Source organism: Bacillus coahuilensis m4-4 (assembly GCF_000171615.1).
Taxonomy (GTDB): Bacteria; Bacillota; Bacilli; order Bacillales; family Bacillaceae_K; genus Bacillus_T; species Bacillus_T coahuilensis.
Window position 1 is genome coordinate 58,696 of sequence record NZ_ABFU01000028.3, and the last position, 16,342, is coordinate 75,037.

Genomic DNA, 16,342 nt, shown 5'->3' on the forward strand with positions numbered 1-16,342 from the left:
ATCGTAGCTCTCCTCTTGTAGAAGAGCTATTTTTTTCCTTTTAGATAAACTATTAATTTTTTTGAATAGCATACTAAATTGCTATTATTCATAGGATAATGAAGAAGGTTAATCAAAAGGGGAATGATTATGACGTTACTAGATTTATACAAATTAGAATGTAGACGAATCTACACTACTTTACTTCTACTATTAGGTGGAATGATTAGTAGCCTAACTCTGTCATTTTTTTTAGGATATAGTGTATTATTTTGTCTCTTTATTATTTATTTTTTTCAGTTGCAGCTCACTCAAAGAAAAATGGATGAAATCCATATAACAACTACAAGCCAAAGCAATCGAATCCTTATTGTTGATCCATCATTATCAAAGAAAATGATCGCATTTATGAATTCCAACGGAGCCATCCTCTATAGTTGTTCGATTAGAAAAGATACATTTAAAATGGTAGATTTTATTCAAAATAAAACAAAGAGTTTTCAAATACGAGCAACTCAACAATCCACTAGAAAATTTATCAAGCGATCATCCATTTCAAATAATATTTTTATTCAATTTGAAAATGTCCATATTACTTGCAAAAAAGGATATTTACCACTGTCCTTACAAGAAAAGTTTGAACCTACGGTGTATTCAATCGAATTTAACCCTACTATTCACCCGCCGGAACTATTAGTCCTTTTTTGTTACTATTTAAAAATAGAAAAAAAATACTTTTGTGACAATAAAAAGAAAGGGAAATGGGGGACACTTCTTCTAGAGGTGATGGTGTTGAATCAACAATATAAACCGGCATTACAAGCTTTGTTAGATGTAGTAGAAGCAAGTCAAGTATGCTATCATGCTGCCTTAAAAAGAAAAAAACTTAGGAAAAAGTTATTGAGGCTTCAGTGGAATTATCCTCTATTTGCACGTATTCATCTTTAGCAATTAGTCGCTCTAGTGAATATATGGAAATGATAGTAAAGCTGACTTATGACGTAATCAAGAAGTGTTGTGAAGTGATAAAATCATTTGATTATCCTTTTTGTAAACACTGCTACGAAGCTTGTATAAGGGCTTTAAAAGTACAGTACTCTGAAATAGAGTAAATATAATGTAAGTTCCATTAATATTATGATATAGTATAAGTAATTTAATAATCCTTCGGGGCAGGGTGTAATTCCCTACCGGCGGTGATGAGCTTTGTGCTTTTAGTCCGTGAGCGAAACGTTTTAACGTCTTGTTGATTTGGTGAAAATCCAAAACCGACAGTGAAAGTCTGGATGGGAGAAGGAAAATTGTATTTGTATGAAATGTTAGGTTTTCATGCTTATTTACTTGTGCTAAAAAGCCCTGAGTTCACTAATGACTCAGGGCTATTCTTATGATGTACACGGTTGCGAAATCTGTGTAGGTTATAAGTTTTTTAGCGAATCCTCATATTTCCTTTCTGCTCATCACTATTTTCAAAAATATACTGAAAAGTAGGTGATGCTTTGTTTACGGGTATAATTGAAGAAATTGGAACCATACAATCCATTTCAAGGTCCTCAAAATCGTTACAATTAACCATTCAATGTCAACATATCTTAGATGATATACATATCGGAGATAGTATTAGTGTTAATGGTGTCTGTTTAACCGTTACATATTATTCAACGAGCTCATTCCAAGCAGACGTTATTCCTGAAACGTTCTCCCATACGTCTTTAAAGCAATTAACACTTGGATCTAGGGTGAATCTAGAAAGAGCTATGAGTGCGAGAGGTCGTTTGGAGGTCATATAGTTTCAGGTCATGTAGATGGAATCGGCAAAATTGTTAAGAAACAAAAGGTGGATATTGCCGAATATGTAGAAATAGAAATCTCACATTATATGCTTCCCTTTTTCATAGATAAAGGATCCATCGCTGTGGATGGCACGAGTCTCACTGTATTCCAAGTGGATGATTTGCATTCGACAGTTACTATATCATTAATTCCTCAAACTCAATCAGATACAATACTGAATGATAAAAGAATAGGTGATGAAGTCAATATTGAGTGCGATATGTTAGCGAAATATATCTTTCGTTTCAATCAAATAGGCAATAAAAAAAATAACGATCACGCTAGATTATTTATCTCAGCATGGATTTATGTAAGAGGGGGATTGGATGTTTCATACAGTGGAAGAAGCTATTGAAGAATTGAAAAATGGGAAGATCGTCATGGTAGTAGATGATGAAGACAGAGAAAATGAAGGAGACTTTATCGTCCTATCAGAATATGCTACACCTGAAGCGATTAATTTTATGATAAAAGAAGGTAGGGGGCTTGTGTGTGTCCCTATTACAGAAGAACGAGCAAAAGAATTGAAATTAGAGCCAATGACTACTTCGAATACAGATAGTCATGGAACAGCCTTTACAATAAGTGTAGATCATATAAATACACATACAGGGATAAGTGCTTTTGAACGATCTACAACGATTAAGGCATTAATCGATGAACGTGCTAGTTCCATAGATTTTAAAAAACCTGGGCACATCTTCCCTTTAGTGGCTAAAGATGGGGTGTATTAAGGCGTGCTGGTCATACTGAAGCGGCAGTCGATTTGGCAAGACTTTCTGGATCGTATCCTTCTGGTGTTATTTGTGAAATTATTAAAGAAGATGGAACGATGGCAAGAGTTCCAGACCTTATCCAGCTATCTCAAAAGTATGATATGAAATTAATTACGATACAAGATTTAATATCCTATAGAAGGAAAAATGAAAAGATTATTGAGAAAACTTCTGAGCAAAGGCTTGTAATTCAAGGTGACACCTTTGAACTCATAACTTATCAAGATATTTTTACCGGATTAGAGCATTTGGCCTTAATTAAAGGGAAACCTTCTGATGAAACAACCTATGTCCGAGTACATGCTGAATCACTTATAAAAGAACTAACTGGGGATTCTTCAGTAAAGCAAGGAATAGAGCAGATGAAGAACAAGGAACATGGTGTTTTTCTATACATTCGTAGTACCAAAACAATACATGAACAAATAAGCGAAGAAGAACTTGGTGAAGATGAATCACTGAAAGATTATGGAATTGGGGCGCAAATACTACAGGACATTGGGATAAAGAAAATGATATGGATAACAGATCACCCAAAAAAATATCCGGCTTAAAAGGGCATGGATTAGAAATTATTGAAACGATATCGCTAACTTAAGAGGAGGAAGTAACATGACTAAAATATATGAAGGTAATTTAGTAGGAACTAGTTTAACTATTGGAATTGTAGTGGGAAGATTTAACGAGTTTATTACAAGTAAGCTATTAAGCGGGGCAGAAGATGCATTGATTAGGCATGGTGTAGATAAAGGGAATATTAGTGTAGCTTGGGTACCAGGTGCCTTTGAAATACCCGTTGTTGCTAAGAAGATGGCAACATCCGGTAAATACGATGCCATCATTACTTTGGGGACCGTGATCCGAGGATCAACACCTCACTTTGAATATGTAAGTGGAGAAGTTGCAAAAGGTGTTGCGAATATTAATCTTTCCGAGGGAATTCCCGTTATTTTTGGCGTATTAACAACAGATTCGATCGAGCAAGCAATCGAGCGTGCTGGTACAAAAGCAGGAAATAAAGGGTGGGAAGCAGCTGCATCTGCAATAGAAATGGCAAATTTATTTAAAGCGATGGATTAATGAACGTAACTTTAAGTCTGCATCGCATGATATTATCCAATGGATTTTAGGATCATCTTGTATAGAAAGGCTATTTTCCAGCAGTTGTTAGAGCCTTAGAATCCTACGGGTGCTCCACCAAATCCAATCAAAAAGTAAAGATGTTTTGCTATTAACAGTGAGAGTAGTATACAGCAGAGAACCATATAAAAACAGGAAAGAGGACATCTTTTCCTTGTTTTTTTCGTTCAAAGGAATTGGCAAATATTCTAGAGTTTGCTAAACTAATTATCTGTGGCTTACACATTAGTAAGCGGGTAGGGAGAGGGCTATTTCTGAAGGACAGAAATAATTATGAAAACTAATGGAGGAATTTTTAAGCTAAAAGAACATGAAACATCAGTTAAAACAGAACTATTTGCAGGGGTTATTGGGTTTGCAACACTAGCCTATATTATTATTGTTAATTCGTTAATATTAACTGAAGCTGGAATCCCTTATGAAGGAGCAGTTATTGCTACCATTCTAACATCTGCTATAGGTTCTTATATGATGGCCTTTTGGGCTAATGCACCCATATTACTCGTACCAGGTATGGGAATCAATGCAATGTTTACTTACACTCTGGTTGGAACGATGGGTTTTAGTTGGCAAGAAGCATTGGTTGTGGTGGTTATCTCAGGGGTGCTGTTTTCAATCGTTGCATTTACAAAACTAGCAACCGTAATAAATTCAAGTATTCCTAAAACGTTAAAAGAGGCTATTACAGTAGGATTGGGGTTCTTTCTTTTACTTATTGGGCTTGAAAAAGGTGGAATTGTAGTAAAGGGTGATTCTTCTATAGTCGCAATTGGTGATTTTAGTGAATTGACCGTTTTGCTCACAATAATAACGTTTATTGTAGCGATTTTGTTGTTCTTACGTAATGTACCGGGAAATTTCTTATGGAGTATATTGTTTGGTACATCTCTTGCATTGATATTTGGTATTCGACCTGATGAAACGGAATCTTCCATTCATATTAGTGATTATATCAAGGTTTTTGGTCAGTTATCTTTTGAATCTTTTTTAAGTATTCCAATGCTAGCAGGTGTATTCTCATTATCTATGGTTTTAATTTTTGAGAATATCGGTCTTGTAAACGTGCACGTCGATATGTTAGGTCAACAGCACAAGTATAAAAAAGCCCTTCAAGCCAATGCTGTATCAGCATTTCTATCTGGAATTTTTGGAACAAGTCCAACTGTTTCTTCTGTTGAAAGCTCATCAGCCATTTCAAGCGGTGGTAAGACAGGGTTAACAGCTTTTGTAACGGGTTCATTATTTATACTATCGATTCTTTTTATTTCTTATATTAAATGGATCCCTGATTTGGCAATCGCACCAGTTTTGATGATTATAGGATTACTAATGATTCAAAATATTCGTCATATGGAATTGTCTGATTTGTCAGAAGCTATTCCTGCATTACTTATTATCTGTATGATTCCTTTTACATACAGTATTGTAGATGGTATTGCAATTGGATTCATCTTGTATCCACTTTTAAAAATCACGTTAGGGAAAGGGAAAGATGTTTCCGTTCCACTTTATATTATTGCCACTCTATTTTTAGTTAATTTAGTCGTGTCAGTACATTAATTATAGGCTTAACTAAGGAGGAGCATGAATTCATGTTCCTCCTGTTTTATTATTCATAAGTACCCACTTCTAAATAGTTTTTTTGTGATTTGATATATCTTTTCGCTTCATATCCAATTTGTTTATACAGGGATGGGGGAATTGTACTAGTTTTAAAATCTTGAAATTGAGGAAATATTCCTACCTGGTTAAATTTTACTCTTAATTCTCCAGTAAAATGAATGATTTTTTGCTCTTTTACGCTATATTGTACGATCGCAATGCGATCATCTTTTACTTTTCCTTCCTCTACAGCCTTCAATGTAAAAACTACTCGAAAATTTTCATACAAAACAATCACCTCTTTAGTTGCGTAGAAGAGATAAATATGGCAATCTATTATTATTGTTTAATAAAAGGGGGAAAAAACGTGAACATACCTTTTATCAAATGCCACGGGTCTTCTAATGATTTTTTAATTATTGATGAATGGTCAAATGCTTTAGAGTTAACGGAAGAATTACGAATCTCTTTAGCAGCTACACTTTGTGATCGAAAAGTATTAGGTGCAGATGGGATTCTATATATATCGAAGAGTAACAGAGCTGATGCCAAAATGCGAGTTATAAATGCAGATGGATCAGAAGCTTCTATGTGCGGAAATGGACTTCGTTGTGTTGCAAGATATGTGTGTGAAAAATTAAGTGTGGAGAATGCCATCATTGAAACAATGAAGGCTATACTCTCTGTTCAAAAGGAAGCTGATATTTTTCAAGATGTGTTGACATATGGAGTGGAAATTGCTCCGGTATCATTTGATGTCCAATCCCCTCCCAATGAATGTAAATGGACCGACGTTTCACAATGAAGCCTTACCTGGTTTACCTCCTGAGAGGTTATTTACAGCAGTTTCGGTGCCGAATCCTCATTTAATTACCATTGTGGATAAAGAAGTATTTCTTTCAAACGAACAATTTGAGATTTCAACCTATTTAAACTCACCGAATCCTATTTGCCCAGATGGAGTAAATGTATCATATGTTCATTCAATAGAAAAGGGAAAGATATTTGTACGTACATATGAAAGAGGTGTAGGTTTCACTAATGCTTGTGGGACAGCAATGAGTGCCTCTACATTGGTGTCAGCTATACAAGGTCTCCAACAACTGGAGCAGGTAGTCGATGTATACAATCCAGGTGGCCGGGTGCAATGTGTTGTCCACCAAAATGATGAAGGCTACTCAATGGATTTAATTGGGAATGCAACTTTTAGTTACTATGGAGAGGTATATGTAGAAGAAAATACCATTACATGGGCTAAAAAAGAAGAGACAGATGAAGAACTGAAATATGAAAAATTGAAAGAAAATGTTAATCAATTCTTATCCGTATAAAGGAACCAATGAAGGTTCCTTTATTTTTTTTGTTGTTTGAAGAAAGAATATTATTTCTTTTAAATATGGCTGCTCCCTGTTCATTTCATAATCGTAAAATGGATCGCCGTTCTCTAAAATCCTTTCTTCAATGGTATTAATTGAAAAGTCTAAAGGTGATAAGTCCTTTTTTTTAAGTTTCATGCCAAAATAATGGTGCTGATACGAGTGCGTGGTCATTTGCACGCAAAGAATATGGAGCAATAATAGTTTTTCCTTTGCTATGTTGTACTTCATCGATGTATAATCTTTCATTTCTTTTACTTTTTAGTCTCTCTGTTGTAAAAAGAGAAGGGGATGCTTCTAGTAAATACTCTGTGAGGAACTTGGTAAACAGTTTTGTCTGTTTCCATGTAAAGCTACCGTTAGTAGGGATAAATACTTGAAGTCCTTTATTCCCTGATGTTTTAACATAAGAGTGAACATGTAAATCGTTTAACATTTGATTGAGCATCATTGCAGCTTCAACAGCGAGAGAAAATGTTGGTAGTGAGGGAGGATCTAAATCTATCACAATATCGTAGGGATTTTCATTATGATGTAATGTAAACGGTATATGATATTCAATAGCCCCTTGATTACAATACCAGATAAGAGCTTGTAGTGAATGGCAACTTAATTTTTTACGTAAATGGATAAAGTCTGGTGCATAATCTGGTGTGTTTTTTTGATAAAATGTTTCATGGTCTATACCTTCGGGACAGCGAATGAGTGTAAGATCTCTCTGTTTCAAATAAGGTAAAAGGTATGGTGCAAGTTTACGGTAATACATTAAAACATCTAATTTTGTGATCTTTTTGGCTCCATACATAATCTTATTTGTATTAGTTAAAGTGATTTCGTCAGGAAACTGAACTCTCATAATGCCCATTTTCTTTTTGTGTACATTCTTCTACTGTATGATGTAAAAGAAAAGTAGAAAAAGTGGGTTCTCTTAACGTATTTTCAGATAGTGTCTGTAAATAGTTTAGTTCAATACAAATTGAAGGTTCAATTGTATAGGTTTGATTTCTTTTCACCCCGTTGGACCGTATCGCTTCGATTAATGCATTTCTTTCTTCTCTTGTAAAACCATTTTTAACTTGCCCGATTTTAATAACCTTATCTTTGCCCATAATACCGCAAGTAAAATAATCATTCTCACTGTTCCAACTCGTCACAATGCAATGTACTTTCCTCCAATTCTTCACCTTAATCCAATCTGTCGATCGCTTACCTGGAGCATAGGCGCTCTTTCTATTTTTAGCAAGGAGTCCTTCACCAAAATGTAAAAATATTTCACCAAGGATTTCATTTGGTTGATTAAAATAGGGAACCGGAACAATGTTGATTGGGTGGCTGAAAACTATGGTACTAAAAAGGGTGGAAAGTATTGATTTTCTTTCGTCTAATGGTGTATTCAAAAGATCTATTTCTTTATACCTTAAAATATCGAAAGCTATAAAGGTTGATGGAAATTGATTACTCAGTTTAGTGATAGTGGATGCAGATATAGCTCGTCCCCTTTTTTGTACATGTAAAAAGTTACTACAATATTTACTAGTTAGGCATGTAATTTCCCCGTCTAAAATCAAGGGTAGATTCTTACTAATTACAAAATCTTTAGTACTTTTAATGATTTCTGGGAATTGCGTTGTTAAATCTGTACCATGTCTACTTATGAGAGTACTATGTGATTCACCAATGGTTAGTATTCCTCTAAAACCATCATATTTTGGCTCGTACACCCATTCATTAGATGATGGAAGGCTTGTTTGAAGAGTTGGTAACATTGGTTTCAGTGGGATCACATCCTTGTTCATTAGTATGTTCTAGAACATTTCTGCTATGAATGAATTTGTAAAAACAACTAACACTAAGAAAGAAAAGGAGTGACTATAATGCACACAATCTGGAAGGGTAGTATAAGCTTTGGATTAGTCAACATACCCATTAAATTACATGCCGCAACAGAGGATCGTGATGTGAAATTAAGAAATTTACATCGTGACTGTCATACACCAATAAAGTATGAAAAAGTTTGTCCATCATGTCAGGTGGAAATAAAACAAGAAGAGATGGTGAAAGGATATGAAATATCAAAAGGAAAATTCGTTGTCATTGAGCAGGATGAGTTAGCCGCTTTAAGAGAAGAGATAGAGGATAAAAGTGTTGAAATTGTGGATTTCATTAAAATAGAAGAAATCGATCCCATCTATTTTGATAAGAGCTATTTTTTGTCACCTAATGAAGGTGGGAAAAAAGCGTATAGTTTATTACGAAGTGCTTTAAGGGAATCTAATAAGACAGGACTAGCCAAAATTTCAATAAGAAGTAAAGAACAACTTGCCGTAATTAGGGTATTTAAAGAAGCGTTATTAATGGAAACTATTCATTTTCCTGATGAGGTTAGAAAAGTAGAGGATGTACCCTATGTAACATCTGAAAGTAGTATCTCTAAAAAAGAGTTAGATACTGCTTTATTGTTGATTGACCAATTAACTACTGTTTTTGATCCTGAAAAGTATCATGATGAGTACCGTAGTAAATTGCTTGATCTTATTCATTCTAGAGAATCCGGTGCAACGGTCGTAACATCTAAAGAGACAGCCACTACAAATGTGACAGACTTAATGGCAGCGCTACAAGCGTCTATCGATTCTACTAAACCTAAAAGAAAGAAAAGAACTAACAAAAAAAGACAACGAAAGTACAATAACAAGGTATGAGGAGAGGGGAAAGTATGCAAAGAGAAAAACTGCTACTATATATGCTTGGTATAGGATTATTTGGTTTGTTTGTATGGGGATTTGTAGAAATCATTGAGGAATGGAAAGAGAACGAAATTAAACAATTTGACGACACTGCTTTCCATATTATCCATTCAACCAGAACAGGAAATGTGACAGAGTTTATGAGTGATTTAACACAGCTTGGGGGGATTACCTGGATTGTACTCATGGTGATCATAGTGGCCATGGGTTTTACTTTATTAAAGGAATGGAAATCCTCTTTGTTTATTCTATTGACCAATGGATTAGGGGGGGCGTTCAATTGGTTGTTAAAAGAATGGTTTAAAGAGATAGACCAGCACTTGAGCAGATCGTAGAACAGGGAGGCTATAGTTTTCCAAGTGGACACACGATGGGTAGCACGATTTTATATGGTAGCATTGCGTATGTATTTTATAGAATCCTTAAAAACAAATGGGCAAAGGTAGGGATTGTCTTTTTTTCTATTATCCTATTTTTAATGGTTGGAGTAAGTAGAATATATCTAGGAGTACACTTTGCCAGTGATGTGATTGGTGGAATTACAGCGGGTGGATCTTGGCTATTGTTTTCAATATTCCTTTTTAACGTATTAGAATGGCGTAAAAAATATAATAGACTAGTTTTAAAAGGATAATATAATAAAAGACTGAGGAAAATATACTCCTCAGTCTTCAGCTCTTTATTCAAAAATGAATTAATATAAATTAAATAAATAGGGTCCAATGGTAACTAAGAATAGTAACACATACATCCCCATAAAATAGAAAGTTCCAGCAAAGACTCCCCAATCTTCATCTCTGTTTAATTTGTATATAACGAAGGTAAGCAGCGTTAATAAAAGATGAATGATAAGACTGCTTCCAGAGAAGGTTAAATAATCGGGTGCCATCTCTAGAAAATAGTCTGTTTTCCTTTTGTATAATAGAAAGCTGGCAAAATTAAAAAGATTGCAATTGCAATATACTCTACAATCCTTTCATAGCTTCCTTCTATCCACTGAGATTTAAACATATACAGCAATATCAGCAAGGCTAGGGATGGAAAAAACCAATAACTTGCAGTGATTAAAGCAACCAGACTACTAAAAGCCATAATAATCGATTGATAGAGTGCTTGTTTATAGTCCTCATTTGTAGGATTCTGACTTTCAATTTTTATTGTCCTCATGTGAGCTCGAAGCATACACATTGGTTACGGTACCTTTCACATCATACCAAGTAATGGCGTTAAGGGAAGGGATATAGACCGGACCATTAGAAGAATTTCTTGTTTTTGAAACAAGAGAACTATTTACACTATTGTTTTCCACTGTACCAATATAGACGCTCTGAGTGAATTCATTTTCTATTTGAATATCTTCTGCTACATACAATACTTCTAGTTTCCCGTTAGATTCTCTTGTTTGCAATTCTCTTGGTGAGTAAAGGGTAACATCTCTATTTTTCTCTTTAAACACTAAAGGAGAGGGAGAGATTTTGGTAGGTAAATCTTCTAATAGAAAATTTAATGTATGAACTCTGTTAGAAATGGCTCCTTGTGATCTTGCCTCAACTTCAACTAATAGCTGATATTGTTCTTCTACGATAATACCGTTAACATCTTTAATTCTTTCCTGAGAGTTATTAGACATCGTGGTCATCAAGGTTAACTTATTATTTGTTGGTGTATATACATACATATTTGACTTTTGTCCCTGATTATCAACATTGTCTAACACTACAAGGGCTTGATCCTCAATAGTTGATAATTGAATTAATTCAAAATCAAACGTTGAAACAGACTCGATTTCATTTGAGGATAGGGGAGATTTATATAGTTCATTAGCTGAAATAAAGAATATGTATTCTTGTAACTCTACAAATTGTGTTACATCTTCAAACACAATGGAAGTTTTATCTTCTGTATAAACCATTAAGTTTTTGTCTTGAATGAAATAGGTATAAGTTCCATTTGTCCAATAGGTTGCTCCTAAAGGAAAGGTTACAGGTATCTTTTCTTGTGAAACGATTTTTAGTCCAGAATCTAATGTTGTATGAATGATACCATTAGAACTAGGAGTGAAAATATTATTATCATCAACTAGTATCTGCTCTTTTTTATCTATTTCAGTTTGAAGTGAAATAGAACGACTCCAATTTTCAGATGGTAATGTTAAGTTTGATTGCAGTTGTTGAAAATAAAGCAAACCTAAAAATAGGAGAACAAGGAATGTAGGAATTCCAATCTTATATATCTTTCTCTTCATTTTTTTCACCCAATTCAAATTATTTTAAACTCTCTGTATGTTACCATAATTTAACTCTGTTGAACACATGAAATATTAAATATATTACAACTTATTTACAGAATTTACACATACTTTATAGTGTAAAATCATCTTAGTAGTATAATAGTAAAAGAGACTAAATAGACTAGTAGGGGAGATATTGCATGTTTTCACCAAGTACTATGAAGACGTTTCAGTTGTTTTCAACTTCTCATTTAGCGGTTATAGGGATATTTACACTTATATTTATTCTATTTTTATTGAGTAAAAATTTTTTTGCACATTCTAAAAAACATAGTAGTGTTGGTTACATCTTGCTGATGATTCTTATCTTTTCTGAGGTCTCTTATCAAATTTGGGCACTCTCGGTAGGGGCTTGGACTATGGAAAAATTTATTCCAATCCATCTTTGTTCATTTGCTACATTTCTTGGCATTTTTCTATTCTTTAAGAAAAATGAAAAGCTATTCTCATTTTATTTTTATTTAGGAATAATTCCTCCAATGTTAGCGATTATTACACCCGATTTGGTTTATGAATTTCCACATTATCGATTTATTAAATTCTTTATCCATCATGCAACTATTCCTTTGATGGTCATCTACATAAAGTACACTAAACAGTACACGATCCACTTTCCGTCTGTGTTTTATGGTTTTCTTTGGTTAAATATTTTAGCAGTTCCTATCTTCCTATTTAACAGAGTGTTCAGCACTAATTATTTTTTCCTCGGTGAAGCACCGGAAGAAAAGACGGCATTAAGCTTTTTTGGTGAAGGATACGCATATTATCTGAATTTAGAAATAGCTGCATTCGGAGTATTTCTATTAACTTATTTACTGAGTAGAATCCCATTCGTGTATTCTTATGTCGGGGACATGATTGTAAATAAAAAGATGAGAGAACATAGAACAGGTTAAACTTCCTGTTCTATTTTTTTATTGTTTTATATGAAATACAGGGTAGTTTAAGAAGGAGGTGGTGAAGTTCATGAGGGTAATTGTCGTTTCAGATACACATATACCTAAAGGTAGAAGAGTATTACCAAAGAAATTAATTCGCGATATACAAACCTGTCAATTGGTTATTCATTGTGGAGACTTCCATACAATAGAAACGTTTGAACGTATGAAACTATATGCAGATTTATTGGCGGTATATGGAAATGTAGATGACAGTCAAATTGTAGAAGTTCTGTCTTTTAAAGAAATCGTTGAACTGGAGGGGGTCAAAGTAGGAGTTACTCATGGGCACGGTAAAGGCAAGACAACACTAAAGAGGGTTATGGATTTGTTTACAAATCAAGACGTAGACTTAGTCTTATTTGGTCATTTCCATATCCCATTTCATGAAAAAATTGATGAGAAGACGTATTTTAATCCTGGGTCACCTACGGATAAAAGAAGGGAAAAGTATTTTTCATATGGTATTTTAACTATACAAGATAACTTATTTACTATTCGACATGAATGGATAGAAGAATAGGCTAAATCAAAACGTTTATCCCATCGTCCTATAAAGAAGAGCGTATGCCAAAATATTTACTATCGGCATACCCTCTTTGTTATATAGATACGATTGGAAATTTTGAAGATAATAATGTTTCAAATTCATTAGCAGGTAGAGGTCGACTAAATACATAGCCTTGTAGCATATCACAATTGACCTCGCCAAGTTTAGAAAGTTGTGACGTCGTTTCAACACCCTCAGCTATAACAAGCATTCCTAAACTATGTGCAACCTCAATTAATGCTCGAACAATGGTAAAATCATTTTTATCTATATCAATATCTTGAATAAAAGATCTGTCAATTTTTAAAATATCGACTGGAAGGTTTTTAAGATAGTTTAAAGAAGAATATCCTGTACCAAAATCATCTAATGCAAATTCTATGTTTAGTTCCTTTAATCTTAATAATATCTCACGAACAAGCTCTGGTTCTGACATTGCAACTGTTTCAGTAATTTCAAGTTTAAGAAAAGAAGGATTTAGGCTACTTTTATTTAATGCATGATTGACTGATTGAATCAAGGTAGGGTTCATAAACTGAATCATAGAAATGTTAACACTCATTGTCAATTCAGAGTACCCCATATCATGCCATACCTTTGCTTGTTTTGCAGCAGTCTCTAGAATCCAATTCCCTATTTCCATTATCATCCCACTATCTTCAGCAATTGGAATGAAAGTAGCAGGAGAGACAAAGCCTAATGTAGGACTCATCCAACGAATTAAAGCTTCTACACCTTCTATTTTCCCTGTTTGAATATTCACTTGAGGCTGATAATGCAATTCTAGTTCATTTCTTTCAATTGCATGTCTTAATTCTTGTTCAATTTGAACTTTAGAAACAATTTTTTCTTTAATGGCATCATCAAAGAACTGATAGTTATTTTTTCCTCTTTCTTTTGCAGAATACATGGCAATATCAGCATTTTTAATTAGTGTTTGAATGTCATCACCATCCTGTGGGAAGACACTTATTCCGACACTTGCTGTGATATAGTATTCTCCACCTTTTAATTTATAGGGAAGAGAGAGTGTATTAATAATATTTTGAGCTAAAATAAGAACATCATCCATATGTCGTATTTTAGGAACAAGTATGATAAATTCATCTCCTCCTAAGCGGCCAATCACATTTTCTTCCTTACAAACATTCATAAGTCTTTCAGCAACACCTTTTAACACCGTATCTCCTTCTAGGTGTCCAAGCATATCATTAATAATTTTGAATCGATCTAAATCAATAAATAACAGAGCCATTTCATCCTTATCATCTGCATAAAAAACGAAATCCTTAAATTTATCAATAAAATAATTTCGGTTATATACATTTGTTAAAGGGTCAAAATGAGCTAAATATTCTAGATCGGTTTGCACCTTAAGTAATTCTACAATCATCTTTCTTAACTTATTTTCAGTATTTTTGAAGTTATGAATGATATTTGATATTTCTCTAATCCCGACAACCGGCCATTCGATGTGTTGATTACTTGAGATTTTATCTGGGAGATTCGTTGTTACACTGGCGACTCTCGTTAACATTTTTGAAGGTGAAAGCTTAAATAGTATGAAAATAGTAGAGCAATCCCAGAAAAAATGAAAACAAAGATAAATAGATTAATATAGGTTTGATATAAGTTGTTCTTATATGGCTTTACAGGTACCTGAACCGTAATGTCCCATGGAATATTATCGGGTGTTCAAACGTTTTTGTATAAATTTTATTTGTCCATTCTTGAAGCGTGATTACATCTTCATCTGACCCATATTGAAGGGGGATTACATTTTCATTTTGATCTTCGTATTGCTTACTAAAGTAGATTTTACGACCATTTTGATCGGTGATTTGATAATTTATATCATCTGTAGTGAAATCATCAAGTTCTTTCAGATCTTTTCTTAAATAAACAATAGGAAAGACTGCACCTGTATATCCTACAATATTTGTAATTGAATCGCCCGTTGTAACTGGCACTATAATGGACATAAGTTCTTTATTGTTATAATGGATAACATCCGTTACATAATGATTTCTAAGAGAGGATACATCTAAGTAAAGGATATCTCTAAAATATGGATTTAGTTCTCCCTTCACAGGAAACTTTTATATGCCGTATCTGAAACTTCAAGATAAATCTTCTCATTAGGGCTACTGTAGTTAAAAGCATAAACCTTTTTAAACACCGTATACTTTTGAGCAAAATCGATGACTTCTTTTTGTTTGCATTACATTCTCGTCGTTATATAAAGCACTAGCATTTTGAAGACCTAACTTAGAGTTTTGTAATTGATTACTATATTTTTGAATATTCGTTGTTAAACCAATATAAATTTTATTATGAGCTTGTTCCATAGCTACATCTATTTTATCTTTTACCTTAATATATTCACTATTACCAATATATATCAATGAACCGAGTAGAGGGAATAAGAAGAAAATCATTAATAGATTAAACAATAACTCCTGAACAGAAAATTTCTTTTGGTTACGTTTATTACGAATCGACTCAATTAGAATTAACAGAAAATTAGCTATTAAGACATTAAAAATCATATTAACGCTTTGCTTTAGCATGATAAAAATTGTATTAGACCAATCTAAGTCTAATAATAACTTACTGGTAAAATAGATAGAGGTATGGCAATAATTGATGCAAATAACATGTCCCATAAGATTAAGTTCTTCTTATGATTATGATACATATAGCCAACAAAAAACGCTTCAATAACTAACGTGACTAACCCGTAAGGTGTTCCCCATAATAGAATGGTAGGTAGCGCTGAAAGAAAACTCACTAACACTCCCCAACGAACACCAAAATAATGAATAACGATAAATACAAAAACCGAGCTAAATAAAAAGTTTACTCCTACAAAAATTTCAATATTTAATAAGTTACCAGCAATAGCCAAAACCTCTAGTAGTAACAAAAATAATACTGGCTTTTTTAACCTTTTCATTACATTACACCCACAATACCTTTAGACTATTCGACAATTTTAGCTTCTGTTATTATTATCCTATACTATAACTGAACGAATATTGTCAGATTGTAAAGAGTTTGTAAAGTTAAAACATCTTAAATAAAAAACTGTCCAATTTAAGGGACAGTTTT

Annotated in this window: 21 protein-coding genes, 2 pseudogenes and 1 riboswitch; of the genes and pseudogenes, 14 read left to right on the forward strand and 9 right to left on the reverse strand. The window is 33.5% G+C overall.

Annotated elements, in window-relative coordinates; all coding sequences use genetic code 11:
- Positions 1-129: 129 nt before the first annotated feature.
- The 7 genes and pseudogenes from M44_RS06495 to M44_RS06515 all read left to right on the forward strand — a co-directional run bounded on the left by M44_RS06495 (position 130) and on the right by M44_RS06515 (position 5,288).
- The gene (locus M44_RS06495; protein ID WP_010172091.1) at positions 130-927 is read left to right on the forward strand and encodes a hypothetical protein; all 798 of its coding nucleotides are present in this window, start codon (positions 130-132) and stop codon (positions 925-927) included.
- Entirely contained in the window at positions 891-1,091 is a 201-nt protein-coding gene (locus M44_RS30195; protein ID WP_474371647.1) for a four-helix bundle copper-binding protein, read from the forward strand. The genes M44_RS06495 and M44_RS30195 overlap by 37 nt, the downstream gene beginning before the upstream one ends.
- A 47-nt stretch (positions 1,092-1,138) precedes the next feature.
- Positions 1,139-1,281: riboswitch (FMN riboswitch) on the forward strand.
- A 239-nt stretch (positions 1,282-1,520) separates the two neighbouring features.
- Positions 1,521-2,126, forward strand: a pseudogene (gene ribE / locus M44_RS20965) (riboflavin synthase).
- Between the two features lie 66 nt (positions 2,127-2,192).
- Positions 2,193-2,665: pseudogene (gene ribB / locus M44_RS27920) on the forward strand (3,4-dihydroxy-2-butanone-4-phosphate synthase); the annotation flags it as partial.
- Between the two features lie 24 nt (positions 2,666-2,689).
- Positions 2,690-3,142, forward strand: a complete 453-nt coding sequence (locus M44_RS27925; RefSeq protein WP_237705234.1) for a bifunctional 3,4-dihydroxy-2-butanone-4-phosphate synthase/GTP cyclohydrolase II — start codon at positions 2,690-2,692, stop codon at positions 3,140-3,142.
- Between the two features lie 58 nt (positions 3,143-3,200).
- Positions 3,201-3,668 (forward strand): 6,7-dimethyl-8-ribityllumazine synthase, encoded by a 468-nt coding sequence (ribH, locus tag M44_RS06510; protein WP_010172100.1) that lies wholly within the window; start codon positions 3,201-3,203, stop codon positions 3,666-3,668.
- Between the two features lie 333 nt (positions 3,669-4,001).
- A complete protein-coding gene (locus M44_RS06515) occupies positions 4,002-5,288 on the forward strand; it encodes an NCS2 family permease (RefSeq protein WP_010172102.1) in 1,287 nt (428 codons plus the stop codon).
- Positions 5,289-5,337: 49 nt separating this feature from the next.
- Here the strand turns inward: M44_RS06515 and M44_RS06520 are convergent, their stop codons facing one another.
- Positions 5,338-5,619: a hypothetical protein gene (locus M44_RS06520; protein ID WP_010172104.1), complete on the reverse strand. Its 282-nt coding sequence runs from the start codon at positions 5,617-5,619 to the stop codon at positions 5,338-5,340.
- A 78-nt stretch (positions 5,620-5,697) separates the two neighbouring features.
- Here M44_RS06520 and M44_RS29340 point away from each other — a divergent pair, with 78 nt between their 5' ends.
- Positions 5,698-6,135, forward strand: a complete 438-nt coding sequence (locus M44_RS29340) for a diaminopimelate epimerase (protein ID WP_337444044.1) — start codon at positions 5,698-5,700, stop codon at positions 6,133-6,135.
- On the forward strand, positions 6,068-6,661 hold the full coding sequence (locus M44_RS29345) for a diaminopimelate epimerase (RefSeq protein ID WP_337444045.1): 594 nt from the start codon (positions 6,068-6,070) through the stop codon (positions 6,659-6,661). The genes M44_RS29340 and M44_RS29345 overlap by 68 nt, the downstream gene beginning before the upstream one ends.
- Before the next feature lie 172 nt (positions 6,662-6,833).
- Here M44_RS29345 and ligD read toward each other — a convergent pair whose 3' ends face one another.
- Both ligD and M44_RS24925 read right to left on the reverse strand, forming a co-directional pair.
- The gene (ligD, locus tag M44_RS24920) at positions 6,834-7,562 is read right to left on the reverse strand and encodes a non-homologous end-joining DNA ligase (RefSeq protein ID WP_050770926.1); all 729 of its coding nucleotides are present in this window, start codon (positions 7,560-7,562) and stop codon (positions 6,834-6,836) included.
- A complete protein-coding gene (locus M44_RS24925; RefSeq protein ID WP_050770927.1) occupies positions 7,543-8,502 on the reverse strand; it encodes an ATP-dependent DNA ligase in 960 nt (319 codons plus the stop codon). The genes ligD and M44_RS24925 overlap by 20 nt, the downstream gene beginning before the upstream one ends.
- A gap of 78 nt (positions 8,503-8,580) precedes the next feature.
- Here M44_RS24925 and ku point away from each other — a divergent pair, with 78 nt between their 5' ends.
- Genes ku through M44_RS24935 form a run of 3 tightly spaced genes read left to right on the forward strand, consistent with a single transcriptional unit; the run spans position 8,581 to position 10,087 of the window.
- Positions 8,581-9,408 (forward strand): non-homologous end joining protein Ku, encoded by an 828-nt coding sequence (gene ku, locus M44_RS06535; protein ID WP_010172107.1) that lies wholly within the window; start codon positions 8,581-8,583, stop codon positions 9,406-9,408.
- 14 nt (positions 9,409-9,422) lie between these two features.
- Positions 9,423-9,788, forward strand: a complete 366-nt coding sequence (locus M44_RS24930) for a hypothetical protein (protein ID WP_010172109.1) — start codon at positions 9,423-9,425, stop codon at positions 9,786-9,788.
- On the forward strand, positions 9,782-10,087 hold the full coding sequence (locus M44_RS24935; RefSeq protein ID WP_081447435.1) for a phosphatase PAP2 family protein: 306 nt from the start codon (positions 9,782-9,784) through the stop codon (positions 10,085-10,087). The genes M44_RS24930 and M44_RS24935 overlap by 7 nt, the downstream gene beginning before the upstream one ends.
- Before the next feature lie 257 nt (positions 10,088-10,344).
- On the opposite strand, the gene M44_RS06545 is transcribed toward M44_RS24935, so the two are convergent.
- Both M44_RS06545 and M44_RS06550 read right to left on the reverse strand, forming a co-directional pair.
- Positions 10,345-10,620, reverse strand: a complete 276-nt coding sequence (locus tag M44_RS06545) for a hypothetical protein (protein ID WP_010172113.1) — start codon at positions 10,618-10,620, stop codon at positions 10,345-10,347.
- On the reverse strand, positions 10,601-11,698 hold the full coding sequence (locus tag M44_RS06550; protein WP_010172115.1) for a hypothetical protein: 1,098 nt from the start codon (positions 11,696-11,698) through the stop codon (positions 10,601-10,603). The genes M44_RS06545 and M44_RS06550 overlap by 20 nt, the downstream gene beginning before the upstream one ends.
- A 203-nt stretch (positions 11,699-11,901) precedes the next feature.
- Between M44_RS06550 and M44_RS20995 the strand changes: the two genes are divergently transcribed.
- Both M44_RS20995 and M44_RS06560 read left to right on the forward strand, forming a co-directional pair.
- On the forward strand, positions 11,902-12,639 hold the full coding sequence (locus M44_RS20995) for a YwaF family protein (protein WP_237705235.1): 738 nt from the start codon (positions 11,902-11,904) through the stop codon (positions 12,637-12,639).
- A gap of 70 nt (positions 12,640-12,709) precedes the next feature.
- Positions 12,710-13,204, forward strand: coding sequence for a metallophosphoesterase family protein (locus tag M44_RS06560; RefSeq protein ID WP_010172119.1), 495 nt, complete (start codon positions 12,710-12,712; stop codon positions 13,202-13,204).
- A gap of 79 nt (positions 13,205-13,283) precedes the next feature.
- Here M44_RS06560 and M44_RS21000 read toward each other — a convergent pair whose 3' ends face one another.
- The 4 genes from M44_RS21000 to M44_RS06580 form a co-directional block, all read right to left on the reverse strand.
- Entirely contained in the window at positions 13,284-14,768 is a 1,485-nt protein-coding gene (locus M44_RS21000; protein WP_237705219.1) for a putative bifunctional diguanylate cyclase/phosphodiesterase, read from the reverse strand.
- 112 nt (positions 14,769-14,880) lie between these two features.
- On the reverse strand, positions 14,881-15,321 hold the full coding sequence (locus M44_RS06570) for a hypothetical protein (protein WP_010172123.1): 441 nt from the start codon (positions 15,319-15,321) through the stop codon (positions 14,881-14,883).
- 81 nt (positions 15,322-15,402) lie between these two features.
- Positions 15,403-15,801: a hypothetical protein gene (locus M44_RS06575; RefSeq protein ID WP_155814916.1), complete on the reverse strand. Its 399-nt coding sequence runs from the start codon at positions 15,799-15,801 to the stop codon at positions 15,403-15,405.
- Between the two features lie 29 nt (positions 15,802-15,830).
- Positions 15,831-16,187, reverse strand: a complete 357-nt coding sequence (locus M44_RS06580; protein WP_010172127.1) for a hypothetical protein — start codon at positions 16,185-16,187, stop codon at positions 15,831-15,833.
- Positions 16,188-16,342 lie beyond the last annotated feature (155 nt).

Bases quoted from the DNA above. Each gene is read 5' to 3' on its own strand.
- M44_RS06495 (WP_010172091.1), top strand. From the start codon at position 130: ATGACGTTACTAGATTTATACAAATTAGAATGTAGACGAATCTACACT.
- M44_RS27925 (WP_237705234.1), top strand. From the start codon at position 2,690: ATGAAATTAATTACGATACAAGATTTAATATCCTATAGAAGGAAAAAT.
- ribH (WP_010172100.1), top strand. From the start codon at position 3,201: ATGACTAAAATATATGAAGGTAATTTAGTAGGAACTAGTTTAACTATT.
- M44_RS06515 (WP_010172102.1), top strand. From the start codon at position 4,002: ATGAAAACTAATGGAGGAATTTTTAAGCTAAAAGAACATGAAACATCA.
- ligD (WP_050770926.1), bottom strand. From the start codon at position 7,562: ATGAGAGTTCAGTTTCCTGACGAAATCACTTTAACTAATACAAATAAG.
- M44_RS24925 (WP_050770927.1), bottom strand. From the start codon at position 8,502: ATGAACAAGGATGTGATCCCACTGAAACCAATGTTACCAACTCTTCAA.
- ku (WP_010172107.1), top strand. From the start codon at position 8,581: ATGCACACAATCTGGAAGGGTAGTATAAGCTTTGGATTAGTCAACATA.
- M44_RS24930 (WP_010172109.1), top strand. From the start codon at position 9,423: ATGCAAAGAGAAAAACTGCTACTATATATGCTTGGTATAGGATTATTT.
- M44_RS06545 (WP_010172113.1), bottom strand. From the start codon at position 10,620: ATGAGGACAATAAAAATTGAAAGTCAGAATCCTACAAATGAGGACTAT.
- M44_RS06550 (WP_010172115.1), bottom strand. From the start codon at position 11,698: ATGAAGAGAAAGATATATAAGATTGGAATTCCTACATTCCTTGTTCTC.
- M44_RS20995 (WP_237705235.1), top strand. From the start codon at position 11,902: ATGAAGACGTTTCAGTTGTTTTCAACTTCTCATTTAGCGGTTATAGGG.
- M44_RS06560 (WP_010172119.1), top strand. From the start codon at position 12,710: ATGAGGGTAATTGTCGTTTCAGATACACATATACCTAAAGGTAGAAGA.
- M44_RS21000 (WP_237705219.1), bottom strand. From the start codon at position 14,768: ATGTTAACGAGAGTCGCCAGTGTAACAACGAATCTCCCAGATAAAATC.
- M44_RS06575 (WP_155814916.1), bottom strand. From the start codon at position 15,801: ATGCTAAAGCAAAGCGTTAATATGATTTTTAATGTCTTAATAGCTAAT.
- M44_RS06580 (WP_010172127.1), bottom strand. From the start codon at position 16,187: ATGAAAAGGTTAAAAAAGCCAGTATTATTTTTGTTACTACTAGAGGTT.